Raw genomic sequence first — 12,959 nt, 5'->3', positions numbered from 1 at the left:
GCTGGCCAGAAGGCATAGAGCCACCCGCTCGGCGCTGTTCGGCCTCCGTGATGATCTGAACGATACATTGGATTGGAATTGCCCTACCATTCCGGTTCCGAACAGGAGGGGAAGATGGACAAGGTTGGGGTCGTCATGGCAGCCATGATGATGTTCGCTGCCGCGGGCGAAGCCAGCGCCCAGTGCGCGCGGGAGGGTGAAGAACTGTGCCAGGGCGGCCAGACCTATCGCTGCGAAAAAACCGGCAGCGAATTGACGCCGATCTTCCAGAATGTGCCTTGCGCGGTGCCGTCGCTGAGCGGCACCTGGGTAGGCAGCGGCCACCAGAGCCCGGCCGGCGATGCCGGGGCCGACTGGTCGATCTCCATGACGATCGAGGATGGCGGCGCGTCGATCGACTATCCGTCGCTCGGCTGCGGCGGATCCCTATCCCAGACGTCCAGGGACGATACGTCGGCGGAATACCACGAGAGCATCACCTACGGTCAGGACAAATGCATCGACGGCGGCGACATCACCGTCAGGTTCTTCAAGGGAAATCTGTCCTGGACGTGGGTTGGCCAGGCGGACGGCCAGCCCTACAATGCCGTCGCCGTCCTGAAGCGGCAGTAGCGGCCGTTCATTCCTCGTCGTCGGCGTCGAGCAGGCGTGTCGCGCGCCAGCGCGTGAGCACGATGTTGGTCTGCTCGATGACGAAGAAACGCGCCGAGTCGCGATCGTACCCTTCGGCCAGAAGTTTCTCGTAGTCGGTGTGCATGTGGCGGATATGGGCAATCGTCGCCAGCCATACAGCGATGCCCGGCGGCAAGGTTTTCATGTGGACCGCGCCGGCGTCTGTGCGGATCTTCTCCATGTCGGCATAGGGCGCCAGCGGCAGCAGTGCCGTCAGCGCCTTGGCGATGGCGCGGCGTCGGCCGGTAGGCGCCGTCATCGCCGCACCCGATTGGCCTCGTCGCGCCCTTCGATGGTCGCCTCCGATATGGCGTCGGTCGAGGCAAAATAAGGCTTGATGTCGATGACCGGCGTGCCGTCGAGCACGTCGATGGCGTCGAGATCGATGCGGCCGGTGTTTTGGTCGAGTGCGACGAGCCTGGCCATATGCAGCCCGATGGGGTTCGGGCGGGCAGGGGAGCGCAGCGAAAACACGCCTCTCGCTTCAGCCGCATGGCGCGGTTTCTGCACAATCAGATCACGCGGCGCGTGATGCAGCCAAGAGAGGATGATGACGTGGCTGGCGCGCTCCAGTCCTTGCAGGCCATCGCGATAAAGCGCGTCGATGGTCAGCACCGCGGGCTGTCCGGTTTCGCGCGCGGCACGCATGTTCTTCGGGCAGGACTCCCGCGTTATCCATGGCGAGGCGATGCGGCCGATGAAGACGATGCCGCCATCCGGCGGCATCGATGCCGGATCGTTTTCCAGCCTACGCTCGCCTTCGCGTTCCTCGAACATCTCACGCGATCCGGTCATTCTGCTCATCTTTTTGTTGGTGCATGTCGCTATCTCAAAACCGCGACACACTTTTAAGCGACATGCATCGAGAATCACGCAAGCGCCATTTTCTTGTCCGGAAGCGACATAGCGCTTGCAAGGTTTTCAAAATCGACATAAACATATGTTTATATCTTTTCAAAGAGAATACGCTGATGCATGTCTCGCTCGACACCATGGTGGATACATTGAAGGCGGCCGCCGAATCCAGCCGTCTGCGTATACTGGCACTGTTGTCGCGCGGCGACCTCACCGTTTCCGACCTTACCGAAATTCTCGGCCAGTCGCAGCCGCGCGTTTCGCGGCACCTGAAGCTCTTGCTGGAAGCCGGGCTGATCGGCCGCTACCAGGAAGGGTCTTGGGCCTTCTTCCGCCTGTCGGATGCGGATTCCGCGCGGGACTTCGTCATGGGGCTGGTTTCCGGCATTCGCGGTGCCGATCCGCAGGTCGTGCGCGATCTAGAGCGGCTGGCCTCGGTCAAGCGCAAGCGGCAGGACCGGGCGGTCGAGTATTTTTCCGTGAATGCGGCGAGTTGGGACCATATCCGCTCGCTGCATGTGCCGGACCGCGCCGTCGAAGCCGCAATGCTGAAGCTGGTCGGCAAGCGGCCGTTCCAGTCCATGCTGGATCTCGGAACCGGCACCGGGCGGCTGCTCGAAATCTTCTCGCCGCTCTACCGGCGCGGTGTCGGCATCGACATGTCGCGCGAGATGCTGACCGTGGCGCGCGCCAATCTCGACAAGGCCGGCGTTTCGAATGCGCAGGTGCGGCAGGGCGACATCTTCGCGCCGCCGGTCGAGCGCGATGCCTTCGATCTCGTCACCATCCATCAGGTGCTGCACTATCTCGACGATCCCGCCCGCGCCATCCATGAGGCGGCGCGGCTTTTGCGCCCGGCCGGGCGCCTGGTCATCGTCGACTTCGCGCCGCACACGCTGGAATTCCTGCGCGACGAGCACGCGCATATGCGGCTCGGCTTTTCCGACCGGCAGATCGCCGACTGGTTCGAGGAAGCCGGCCTCGATCTCGAAGATAGCCAGGAATTCGAGCCGCGCGGCGGTAACGAGGCCAGGCTCACGGTGAAACTCTGGCTCGGCCGCGACCGGCGCCTGCTGATCGCCGATCCTTCCAACGACAGCAAGCAGATAAGGGAAATCGCCTGATGAACCAGTTCCGCTTTTCCCGCCGCCCCGACATCGGCGACAAGGTCAGGGTTTCCTTCGAATTCTTCCCGCCGAAGACCGACGACATGGAGGCCAAGCTTTGGGACACAGTCAAAAGGCTGGAGCCGCTGAAGCCGAAATTCGTCTCGGTCACCTACGGCGCTGGCGGCTCGACACGTGAGCGCACCGCGCGCACCGTGAAGCGCATCCTGACGGAGACCGATATTCCTGCCGCGGCGCATCTGACCTGCGTCGGTGCAACGCGCGAAGAGGTCGACGCGGTCATCCAGGATTACAAGTCAATCGGCATCAACCGGTTCGTGGCGCTGCGCGGCGACCCGGCCTCCGGCGTCGGCGAACCCTATCGCCCGCACCCCGGTGGCTACGAGAATGGCGCGGAGCTGGTCGCCGGGCTTAAGTCGATCGCGGATTTCGACATCTCCGTCGCGGCTTACCCGGAGAAGCATCCGCAGAGCCCCGATTTCGCCACCGACATCGAGATGCTGAAACGCAAGGTCGACAATGGCGCGACGCGCGCCATCACTCAGTTCTTCTTCGACAATGATCTCTACGAGCGCTATGTCGAGCGCGCCCGCCGCGCCGGCATCTACATCCCCATCGTGCCGGGCATCCAGCCGGTTCACAGTTTCAAGCAAGTCGCGAACTTTTCCGCGAGGGCGGGCGCGCATGTGCCCGGCTGGCTGGCGGAACGGTTCGAGGGCCTTGACCGAGACCCGCAGACGCATGCGCTTGTGGCGTCGGCGGTGGCCGCCGAGCAGGTCATGGATCTGGTCGAGCGCGGTGTCGGCGATTTCCACTTCTACACGATGAACCGGGCCGATCTGGTCTTTGCCATCTGCCATATGATCGGCATCCGCTCGCATGAGGCGGCGGCCGCTGGATCAGCCGCCGCATGAGCCAGGCTCAACAACAAAAGGCCGGGAAAAACCCGGCCTTTTGAATTGGTTGGACTATTTTTTGGGTGCTGGTCTTCCCCGCTTTGGCGGTCAGGGAAGGAAGCCCATAATGAGCGCTCCGATAAAGGCGAACGCAGCACAGATCATCAATGCGTTGATAGGCCTCGTAAGTCCCATGACATAGCCTCCTCTTAAAGAGCTATGCCTAGGAGTCTAGGTTCATTTGTGCCACAGGCAAGCGGAAAATATGCTGCATTGCGACGTGATTGTGAAATTTGCGACCCGCCTTTTGCCGTTAGGCATTGAAACTCCTAGGCAAAAACCGGCTTCGGGCCTGTGAATAAATTATGGCGGTGATGTGTCTCTGTCGTGTCATGGCAGCGCTACCCCCGCGAAAGCCGAATTCGACTTTCGCGATGCGGCGCGTCCAGTTGGACGCACGGCTAACGTCTTCCGAACAGTCGCCCGTCGATGGTGATGAGGCCAAGGGCGATCAGCACCACGCCGCCGATTTCGAACAGTTCGAGCCGCTCGCCAAGGAACAGGAAGCCGAGCAGCATGGCGCTGGCCGGCACGATGAGCGTGACCAGCGAAGCGTTGGTGGCGCCGGCCGAAGCGACGATGTTGAAATAGAGGATGTAGGCGAAGGCGGTGGACAAAAGCGCCAGCGCCAGCACCGCGGCCCAGACCGGCGGCGAGGCCAGGAACAGGCCTGATGGACCATAGGTGAAGAGCACGATCGGGATCATGATGATGGTCGAGGCGGTCAATTGTCCGGTGGCGATGACCGGCGATGGCACGCCCTTGAAGCGACGAGCGACCATCAGGGCGATGCCATAGGACAGCGAAGCGCCGATCAGCGCGAATTTGGCCCAGACCGGGCCGCCGAGTCCTGCAAGCAGCCCGGGGCCGATCATGACAGCCGTGCCGGCGATGCCGAGCGCAATGCCGGCGAGCTTGTTCCAGGAGAGCTTTTCGTCCGATGTCAGCGCATTGGCGAGGATCAATGTCCAGAACGGCGTCGTCGCGTTGAGCACCGAGGCGATGCCGGCGCCAAGCTCCGTCTGGCCGGCGAAGATCAGCGAGAAGGGCACGACGTTGTTGGTGAGTGCCAGCAGGAAGAACAGGCCGGCATGCGGAAGCGCGAGGCGGAAGGAGGGGCCACGCAGGCCGAGATAGATATGCAGCGCGACCGCCGCGATGGCGACGCGAAACAGCACCAGCACCAGCGGATGGAGTTCCGCCACCGCGATGCGGGCAAAGAAGAACGAGCCGCCCCAGATCGCACCGAGCAGCAGGAGCTGCCCCCAGTCCTTGAGCACCATCGGCCCGCGTGATGCAGTCGGCCCGGCTATCGCCATGTGAATCGTTCTCCCCCAGACGGCCTGAATGCCAGTCGGTCAGGCGAAACGCATATCGGGTCGGGCCACAAGGGCCACCCGAAACCTGATTGATGTCGAGCCTTCATGCCAAGACCTAGCGCCGCTGCGTCAGGGCCGCGAGACACAGAATTGTTTTCATTAGCCGCTAGCTTGGATTAATTGTGCGCAGGCTAGGTCAAGGATTCGTCGATGCAGCGATTCGAAAATGCCCGCGAGGCGGCACTGGCGCTTCGTCCGGACGATCCGGTCTATTGCTTCCGCCCGCGGGTGTTGATGGCCGATGCCAAACAGTTCATGGGCATGTTCCCCGGCAAGACCGCCTATGCGGTCAAGACCAACGGCGAGCAGATCGTGCTGAAGACCCTGGTGGAGGCCGGCGTCAAGGCTTTCGACGTGGCTTCGCCGGGGGAGTTCGCCGCCGTGCGCGCGGTGTCCGCCGATGCCGAGATGCTCTACATGCACCCGGTCAAGGCGCAGTCGGACATCAAGCTGGCGCTGGAGAAGTACGGCATTCGCGTCATTTCGCTCGACCATGAGGACGAGATCACCAAGCTGACCCGCGTGGTGCGGGCGCTCGACGTCGATCCGGGCTCGATCAGCGTCTTCGTGCGGGTGCAGACCAAGGGGCTTGCCGCCTACGAACTGTCGAAGAAGTTCGGCGCCGGGCCGGCCTATGCCGTCGAACTCGCCGAGCGGCTGAACCGCACCGGCTACAAGGTTGGTCTGTGTTTCCATGTCGGCAGCCAGATCGAGGATCCCGACACCTATGAGCGGGCGCTAGCGTCGGCCGACTGGGTGCGCAACCGGCTGACCTTCGATATTGCCGGGCTCGATGTCGGCGGCGGCTTTCCCGCCGAATACGGCCATGACCCGAACCGCAAGCAGATCGAGATGCCGTCGCTCGGCCAGATCATGTCGCGACTGTCGGGCGATCTCAAGGAGTACCAATTCGATCAGATGCCATTGGTGGCCGAGCCGGGCAGGGTGATCGTGGCGCGCTGCCTGTCGCTGATCGTGCGCGTGCTGCTGCGCAAGGGCAAACGGCTCTACATCAATGACGGCATCTGGGCATCGCTGTCGGACTCATGGACCGGCAAGATCACGCTGCCGGCGCGTTTCATCCCCGACCCGGCGATCCGCTCGCGCAATGGCGAGGAAAAGAACATCGTGCCGTTCAAGGTGTGCGGGGCGACCTGCGATTCCGTCGACATCCTGTCGCGGCCCTTCTGGCTGCCGGAGACGGTCGACACCGGCGACTGGATCGAGATCGGCCATATCGGCGCCTATTCGCTGTCGCTGAGGACCCGCTTCAACGGCTTTTACCCAGACACCTTCGTCGAGGTGACGACGCCCTTCGACGAGGGCGACGTGCCGCAGGGGTTCGCGAGTCTGGAGACGATGGCGGATTAGGGAATAGGGAATAGGGAATAGGGAATAGGGAATAGGGGCGGCAGTCACTGCTTTCGGAGTAATTTTCTACTGCCTACTGCCTACTGCCTACAATTTCCCCAGCAGATCCGGCGTCGGCCAGCCATCCACGGGCAGGCCAAGCCGCATCTGCTCCTTGCGGATCGCTTCGCGGGTGTTGGTGCCGAGAATGCCGTCGACGGTGCCGACGTCGTAGCCCCTGGCTTCGAGCTTTGTCTGCAAGGCCTTCATCTGCTCGTTGTCGAGACCAGTTTCGGGATGGCGCGGGTCGAATTGCTTTGCCCCGCCCAGCCGTGCGGCGAGATTTGCCGCGGTCAGCGCATAGGTGAAGGACTGGTTCCACTCGAGATAGACGTCGAAATTGTCATAGGCGAGGAAGGCCGGGCCCTTGCGGCCCATGGGCAGCGCCAGGCCGGCCTTGAGGCCGTTGTCGATGAGCGGCGTACCGTCGGGGTTGGTGACGCCCCATTGGGCCCATTGCGATAGCGGCAGCTTGTTGGTGCGGCCGGTCTGGTCCCACGGCATGTCTTCGGGCACGCGGACTTCCTGGATCCAGGGTTCGTCGCGTTTCCAGCCCCGCGACAGCACCTTGTTGGCGGTGGTCATGATCACGTCCGGCACGCTGCCGCGCAGGTCCACCTTGCCATCGCCATCGCCGTCGACGCCGCGCGCCAGATAGTCGGAAGGCAGGATCTGCGTTTGGCCGATCTCGCCGGCCCAGGCACCCCTTACGTCGGCCGGCACCACGCCGCGATCGATCAATTGCAGAAGCGGTATCAACTGAGGCCGGAACAGTTGCGGGCGGCGGCAATCATGGGAAAGCGTCACCAGGGCGCTCAGCGTGTGGAAATCGCCCTGCACGGCGCCGAAATCGGTCTCCAGCGCCCAGAAGGCGGCGATGATCGGCGCCTGGACGCCGAACTGCTGATCGGCGCGGGCGAAGACATCGGCGTATTTCGTCAGGTTCGCCGCACCTTGCTTCAGCCGGTAGGCCGAGATCATGCGGTTGGAGAATTCGATGAAGGTCTGGGTGAAGACGCCCTGGGCGCGGTCGCGTGCCAGAACCTTCTCGTCTATGGTGGCGTCCTCCAGTGCGTCGAGACCGACGGGGCCGACGCCAGCCGCCTTGGCTTCCACTGCCACGCCCTGCTTCCAGGCTTCGAAGTCGCCGCCGCATTCCTGCGCCATCGCCGGCAAGGCCGTGGCGCACAGGATCAGCGCAGCGAGGGCTCGAGAACGCAGTCGCATCAGCTTCCTTTCGAAACGAATGGGGGCATTTTGTCGTGCTTCGCCGGGAAGCCCAACGCCCTGAATTACCGGCGGTTGCACTCTTTACCGCAGGCAGTGTCGAAAGCAGGCGGCAGCCCCGGTGTCAACGGTTCTTCTGCCCTAGCCTCTTGTTGCAGCCGACTTCGCTGCCGTTGAACCCGGTGTCAACGGTTCTTCTGCCCTAGCCTCTTGTTGCAGCCGACTTCGCTGCCGTTGAACCCGGTGTCAACGGGTGTTTTGCCGCAGCCACTTGTTCCAGGCGGCTTCGCTGCCGTTGAAGACGTTGATGTCGGACTTGCCGGTCATGCCCGGAACGATGCCGGTTCCGGTGTACTGCCAGAAGGTGAAAGGGTGACTGCCATACTTTTCGCGCGGATGGCCGGCGACGGAGCGCAGCCAATAGGGATAGCCGCGGAAGCCCGACAGCTCGTTGTCCTCGAAGAAGTCGACCGAGGTGTAGATGATCGGCTTCTTGCCGTAGTGCCGTTCGACGATTTCGAGGAAGGTGCTCATCTCCGCGCGCACGGTGGCCGCGTCGGGACGCAGCCTGCAGGTCGGCGATTGCGGGTTCCATTCCATGTCGAGAACCGGCGGCATTGCCGAGCGATCGACGGGGACGTTGCGGATGAACCAGCGCGCCTGCACGGCAGCCGGGGTGCAGAAATAGTAGAAGTGATAGGCGGCTCGCGGAATCCCGTTGGCCTTCGTGCGCGCCCAATGCTCATTGAAATACTCGTCGAAACGGTCACCGCCTTCGGTCGCCTTGATGAAGGCGAAGGAGATGCCGCCGGCCCTTGCTGCCGGCCAGTCGACCGAGGTCTGGTATTTGGAGACATCGGTGCCGTGGATCGCGTAGCTCCACGGCGCGCCGCTTTCCCATTCATGCGGCTTGGAATCGGCAAAGCGCGGCGCGCGCACGGCGACCGCCAGGCTGTTCGACGCGGACGGCGACAGCGGCGAGAGGTCGTCAATGGTCGAACAGGCGCCAAGCAGCGTCAGTATGAAAAAGACCGCAAGACGGCGCATCGCAACTCCCGAGCCGGATTCAGCCGGTCGCTGATGGGTCTTGTTGCGGGTGGCCCCCTCGACTGGCCTCTCCGAGCGATCGCCCCACAGCATCGCCCCAACCTATCCTGTGATCGCCGATCATGGTTGATAATCCGTTGACGGCGCTCGACAAGCACCATGATTTGCGAAAGCAATGGCGGCAAATCGATGACAACAGTCGGGCAGGGCCTTGGAGGAAAAGAAAAGAAATGCGGATCGTTGTCAAGATCGTCAAAGGGCTGCTTGGCCTGATCGTGCTGGCGATCGCAGCGCTTTTTGCCTGGCTTTATATCGCGCCGCCGGAATTGATCCGCGTCGGCTCTGGCTACTCGGCCAAGATCGTCTGTTCGAACGTCTTCATCGCCGGTCGTGACGCCAATGAGGTGCTAGCCGTCGATGTGCAGGCGCCAGGGCACCCGCTGCTGCGGCTGATGCGGGTCTCGGTGGACAAGAACAGGGGAACGGTCTCCGCGGGCTTGCTTGGTTTCCTCGGCAAGAGCGTCGCCGTCGCCCGTGATGGGCTGGGCTGCGCTTCGGTCCCCGACGGCGACGTCGGCAAGGTTCGGCGGACGGCAATCCATGCGGAGCCCTCGGCGGTCAGCCAGGATGCGCTGTGGCCGGAAGGTGAGCGGATCGAGGCATCACAGGACCCGCTGATTGCTGAGTTGCTGGACGATGCGGCACTGACCGGCCCTGGGATGCGTGCGGTGGTGGTGGTCAAGAACGGTCGTGTCATCGCCGAGCGCTATGGCGACGGCTTTTCCGCCAAGACGCCGCTGCTCGGATGGTCGATGACCAAGACGGTGAACGCCGCCATCGTCGGCACGCTGGTCAAGGACGGCAAGATGACCTTTACCGACAAGGGACTGTTCGGGCCGTGGAAGGCGGACGGCCGCAGTGCCATCAGCCTTGCCGACATGATGGCGATGTCGAGCGGGCTGGAGTTCAATGAGGATTATGGCGACGTCGCCGACGTCACGCGCATGCTCTATCTCGAGCCTGACATGGCGGGCTTTGCCGAATCAAAGCCGCTGGCGGCCGAGGTCGGCAAATTGTTTTCCTATTCGAGCGGCACGGCGGTGATGCTGTCGCGCCTCTGGCAGGAAGCGATCGGCGACAAGGCCAAGGCGCTGACCTGGCCTCGCACGGCGCTGTTCGAGCCGCTCGGCATGCACAGCGCGGTGCTCGAGACCGACGAGCAGGGCACCTTCGTCGGCTCGTCCTATCTCTACGCAACCGCGCATGACTGGGCGCGCTTCGGTCAGTTCCTGCTGCAAAGCGGGGTGTGGAACGGCAACCAAATCCTGCCTGCCGGCTTCGTCGACTGGATGCGGGAGCCGGCATCGGCGTCGAAAGTCTACGGCAAGGGCCAGGTGTGGATCGAGGCCCCGGGCGATGAGGAAAACCCCGGCGCCGGCGTTGCCGCCGGACTGCCCAAGGACACCTATTGGATGGAAGGTCATGACGGGCAGACGGTCGCCATCATTCCCTCGGAGCAACTGGTGGTCGTGCGGCTGGGGCTGACGCCGGCCAAGCTCGGCTACCGGCCGCAGACGATGGTGGGCGCGCTGGTGAAGGCGCTGCATTAGAACTAGCGCACCGCAACTCTTGCTATGCAGCTGTCGCCAAAGGCTTGGCGCGATCAACCCGCGCCCGCTCGTCGGGTGAGTTCATGACCTGCCAAAGATCGCTGCGGCGCTGGACGTTCAACCAGAAGTCCGGGCTGTTGCCGAATACCCGCGCCAGAATGAGCGCGGTGGCGGCCGTCATGTTGCGGCGGTCGTTGCACAATTCGTTCACATGCTTGCGCTGGACCCCCATCGCCTCGGCCAAAGCCGCCTGCGTCAGGCCAAGCGGCTGCATGAATTCTTCCGTGAGAATTTCGCCAACCGTTACTGGCTTGCGTGCGGTCATCAACATGTCTCACCTCACCTACGGCTGTGGTCGTCGAGATAGATGTCCGGCGGCCGCCGTCCCAGCGGAAGACCAGCCGCCATTGCTTGTTGACGCGTATTGAATGGAAGCCTTCGAGATTGCCGCGCAGCTTCTCGAAATGGTTGCTGGGCGGCACACGCAAATCCTGATCGATCATCGCGTCGTCAATCATCTGGAGCTTGCGGAACAAACGGCTTTCGAGATCGGACGGAATGTTGCGAGAGTGGGTGTCTTCCACGAAGAAGGCCCGCAGCCATTCATCCCTAAAACCGACGATCATCACATGTTTCCATGCATGTGAGATAATGTACCGTTCTCGGGGTCATCTGGCAATGTAGATCCGACTGATCGCGGCTGCCTCGCCCTTGCATGCGCTTGCCACGGCAATATTCAGATGGCGATCTTGATAACCGCCAGCCAGGCATAACCGCGATAAAGCGTGCGGAAACGGAAGCTTGCGCTGGTTCGCCGAGATTCCGAATCCAGGATCTCGCGCAGCGATTCACGCGGCGCGACGTGGAATTTTTTGAGCCAGCCGCGCAGCAAGGCCCGGAACCAGGGTGGCAGGCCTTCCTGCTGGCCGAAATCGACAATGTGCAGCGAACCGGTCGGTGACAGCGCGGCAAGTGCCGCCGATACCGTCTTTTCCCAGCCGGGGATCATCGACAGCGAGTAGGACACGAAGATGCGGTCGAACCGTTCGATGCCGAAGAGTGCCTTCGCATCGAAGTCGGTGGCGTCGCCCCTTGCCAGCAGGACGCGGCCGGACAGGCCATCGCGCGTCATTGCGGCGCGCGCCGTCTCCAGCATTTCGGCAGAGATATCGAGGCCGAAGAAGCGCGCGTCGGGATAGCGGCGCGCGGCCTGGATGATGTTGCGGCCGGTGCCGCAGCCGAGTTCAAGCACGGTGCCGCCGGCCGGCACATCAAGCTCCGCGATCAGCCGGTCGCGGCCGAGCAGGTAGTATTTGCGGGTCAGGTCGTAGATGTGGCGCTGCCAGCGGTAGACGCCGTCCATCAATTCGGCATGGTTTGCCTTAAATTCGGGGCTGGCCGGCAGCTCGCTCGTGCTCATGCCGCGCGCTTCACATAGAGGTGGAAGCCGCCATAGATGGCCGAGCGGTCGCGGGCCGAGAATTCCCGCGAGGCCTCGTCCTGATAGGCCCACTGGTCAAGCAGCGAACTGGAGACCCGGCCGGGCAGCAGGCTGGGCTCGGCGGCGGTGCGGAAGATGACGCGGGCGCCGGCCGACGCGGTGCGCGTGATTTCCGCCCACAGTGCGTTAAGCTGTTCATCGGTCATCCAGTCCTGCGCATCGAGCAGGATGAATCGGTCGACCGCGCCCGCATCCTTGCCGGCGAGGAATTCGATCAAATTGGCATGGTGGATGGCGACGCGGTCGACATTGCCGCGGATGGCCTCGTAGTTCTGCTTTTCGAGATAGGCGGGCAGGGCGGCCTCGCCGGGGTTCGGATAGCGCCGGGCGAAGGCCTGCCAGGCGAAGTAGTTGTTCCGCAGCGGAAAATCGCAAGCGAGCTTTTCCAGCCGGGCTTTCAGCACGCTGGCCATCGTGCCGTCGCCCGAGGTGATCAGCGAATCGTACTGCGCCGGCGGAATGCCGAGGCCGAACAGCGAGGCCTTGCGCGACGTCGCCCATTTCAAGAGCTTCCTGTCGAAGACCGGCGCCAACTCCTCATGGAAGAAGCGACGCTGCTCGCCGATATCGCGAGCCTGCATGATACCCGCTGGGTCGACGCCGAAGAACTTTGCCGTGCGATGGCCCATGGCGATGAACAGGCCAAGCAGGCCGGTCTGGTAGAAATTGCCGTCGAAGACGGCGATGCGCCTGATGCCGCGCCAGTTGCGGCGCTCCCAGTAGTGTCGGCTGACCGGGTCGAGATGCGGCGCGATGAAACGGTCGTAGGCTTGCGAGTTGTGGCTGGTGTCGGCGGCGCCGAAGAAGCGGAACAGATCGCCCTGCGAAGGCAAATGACGCACCGCCTCCAGCTTCATGCGGTTCAGCGCGATGTGGGCGGTGTTGAGGTCGACGGCATCGACCCGTGCCGGTGAGCGGGTGAGGTAGGCCAGGATGTTGCAGCCGCCCGAGGCGATGGTGACGACCCGGTGACCCTGGTCAAGCTGCATCGCCTCCATATCGACGTCGGGGTCTTCCCAGATCTGCGGATAGACGAGGCCGGAAAACAGGAAGGCGAACAACCGCTCCGAAATGCCTGCCTTCGACAGCGGACGGTTCTGGTAGACGGCCTTTCCAACTTCCTTGCCGCGGCGAAAAACCAGATCTGCGGAGACGTCCGTCATGGAAGATGATTC

Annotated in this window: 13 protein-coding genes and 1 pseudogene; 5 read left to right on the top strand and 9 right to left on the bottom strand. The window is 63.0% G+C overall.

Annotated elements, in window-relative coordinates; all coding sequences use genetic code 11:
• Positions 1 to 114: 114 nt before the first annotated feature.
• Complete coding sequence (locus tag NKG99_RS06410) at positions 115 to 612, top strand: hypothetical protein (RefSeq protein ID WP_352865392.1); 498 nt, start codon at positions 115 to 117, stop codon at positions 610 to 612.
• Between the two features lie 7 nt (positions 613 to 619).
• Here NKG99_RS06410 and NKG99_RS06405 read toward each other — a convergent pair whose 3' ends face one another.
• Complete coding sequence (locus NKG99_RS06405) at positions 620 to 931, bottom strand: DUF2293 domain-containing protein (RefSeq protein ID WP_352865389.1); 312 nt, start codon at positions 929 to 931, stop codon at positions 620 to 622.
• A complete protein-coding gene (tsaA, locus tag NKG99_RS06400; protein ID WP_352865386.1) occupies positions 928 to 1,467 on the bottom strand; it encodes a tRNA (N6-threonylcarbamoyladenosine(37)-N6)-methyltransferase TrmO in 540 nt (179 codons plus the stop codon). Before tsaA ends, NKG99_RS06405 begins: the two co-directional genes overlap by 4 nt.
• 176 nt (positions 1,468 to 1,643) lie before the next feature.
• On the opposite strand from tsaA, the gene NKG99_RS06395 reads away from it, so the two are divergent.
• Both NKG99_RS06395 and metF read left to right on the top strand, forming a co-directional pair.
• Positions 1,644 to 2,651, top strand: coding sequence for an ArsR/SmtB family transcription factor (locus tag NKG99_RS06395; protein ID WP_352865383.1), 1,008 nt, complete (start codon positions 1,644 to 1,646; stop codon positions 2,649 to 2,651).
• Positions 2,651 to 3,568, top strand: coding sequence for a methylenetetrahydrofolate reductase [NAD(P)H] (metF, locus tag NKG99_RS06390; protein ID WP_352865380.1), 918 nt, complete (start codon positions 2,651 to 2,653; stop codon positions 3,566 to 3,568). Before NKG99_RS06395 ends, metF begins: the two co-directional genes overlap by 1 nt.
• A 443-nt stretch (positions 3,569 to 4,011) precedes the next feature.
• Here metF and NKG99_RS06385 read toward each other — a convergent pair whose 3' ends face one another.
• On the bottom strand, positions 4,012 to 4,929 hold the full coding sequence (locus NKG99_RS06385) for a DMT family transporter (protein WP_352865377.1): 918 nt from the start codon (positions 4,927 to 4,929) through the stop codon (positions 4,012 to 4,014).
• Positions 4,930 to 5,139: 210 nt separating this feature from the next.
• Here NKG99_RS06385 and NKG99_RS06380 point away from each other — a divergent pair, with 210 nt between their 5' ends.
• Positions 5,140 to 6,360 carry an alanine racemase gene (locus NKG99_RS06380; RefSeq protein WP_352865374.1) on the top strand — a complete coding sequence of 407 codons (1,221 nt, stop codon included), beginning with the start codon at positions 5,140 to 5,142 and terminating at the stop codon, positions 6,358 to 6,360.
• A gap of 87 nt (positions 6,361 to 6,447) precedes the next feature.
• Here NKG99_RS06380 and NKG99_RS06375 read toward each other — a convergent pair whose 3' ends face one another.
• Together NKG99_RS06375 and NKG99_RS06370 are read right to left on the bottom strand one after the other, a co-directional pair.
• A complete protein-coding gene (locus NKG99_RS06375; protein ID WP_352865371.1) occupies positions 6,448 to 7,626 on the bottom strand; it encodes a lytic murein transglycosylase in 1,179 nt (392 codons plus the stop codon).
• Between the two features lie 246 nt (positions 7,627 to 7,872).
• Positions 7,873 to 8,673, bottom strand: coding sequence for a glycoside hydrolase family 25 protein (locus tag NKG99_RS06370; RefSeq protein ID WP_352865368.1), 801 nt, complete (start codon positions 8,671 to 8,673; stop codon positions 7,873 to 7,875).
• Between the two features lie 230 nt (positions 8,674 to 8,903).
• Between NKG99_RS06370 and NKG99_RS06365 the strand changes: the two genes are divergently transcribed.
• Positions 8,904 to 10,283 carry a serine hydrolase domain-containing protein gene (locus NKG99_RS06365; RefSeq protein WP_352865365.1) on the top strand — a complete coding sequence of 460 codons (1,380 nt, stop codon included), beginning with the start codon at positions 8,904 to 8,906 and terminating at the stop codon, positions 10,281 to 10,283.
• Between the two features lie 22 nt (positions 10,284 to 10,305).
• Here NKG99_RS06365 and NKG99_RS06360 read toward each other — a convergent pair whose 3' ends face one another.
• The 4 genes and pseudogenes from NKG99_RS06360 to NKG99_RS06345 all read right to left on the bottom strand — a co-directional run bounded on the left by NKG99_RS06360 (position 10,306) and on the right by NKG99_RS06345 (position 12,947).
• Positions 10,306 to 10,614 (bottom strand): HigA family addiction module antitoxin, encoded by a 309-nt coding sequence (locus NKG99_RS06360; protein ID WP_352865363.1) that lies wholly within the window; start codon positions 10,612 to 10,614, stop codon positions 10,306 to 10,308.
• Positions 10,615 to 10,622: 8 nt separating this feature from the next.
• Positions 10,623 to 10,909 (bottom strand): annotated as a pseudogene (locus NKG99_RS06355) (type II toxin-antitoxin system RelE/ParE family toxin).
• Between the two features lie 110 nt (positions 10,910 to 11,019).
• Positions 11,020 to 11,703, bottom strand: a complete 684-nt coding sequence (locus NKG99_RS06350) for a class I SAM-dependent methyltransferase (RefSeq protein WP_352865361.1) — start codon at positions 11,701 to 11,703, stop codon at positions 11,020 to 11,022.
• Positions 11,700 to 12,947: a BtaA family protein gene (locus NKG99_RS06345; RefSeq protein ID WP_352865359.1), complete on the bottom strand. Its 1,248-nt coding sequence runs from the start codon at positions 12,945 to 12,947 to the stop codon at positions 11,700 to 11,702. Before NKG99_RS06345 ends, NKG99_RS06350 begins: the two co-directional genes overlap by 4 nt.
• Between the last annotated feature and the right edge of the window lie 12 nt (positions 12,948 to 12,959).

Source organism: Mesorhizobium sp. M1409 (assembly GCF_040317535.1).
Lineage (GTDB): Bacteria > Pseudomonadota > Alphaproteobacteria > Rhizobiales > Rhizobiaceae > Mesorhizobium.
Note: the sequence above shows the minus strand (reverse complement) of the source record. Positions and strands in the feature narration are given on the sequence as shown.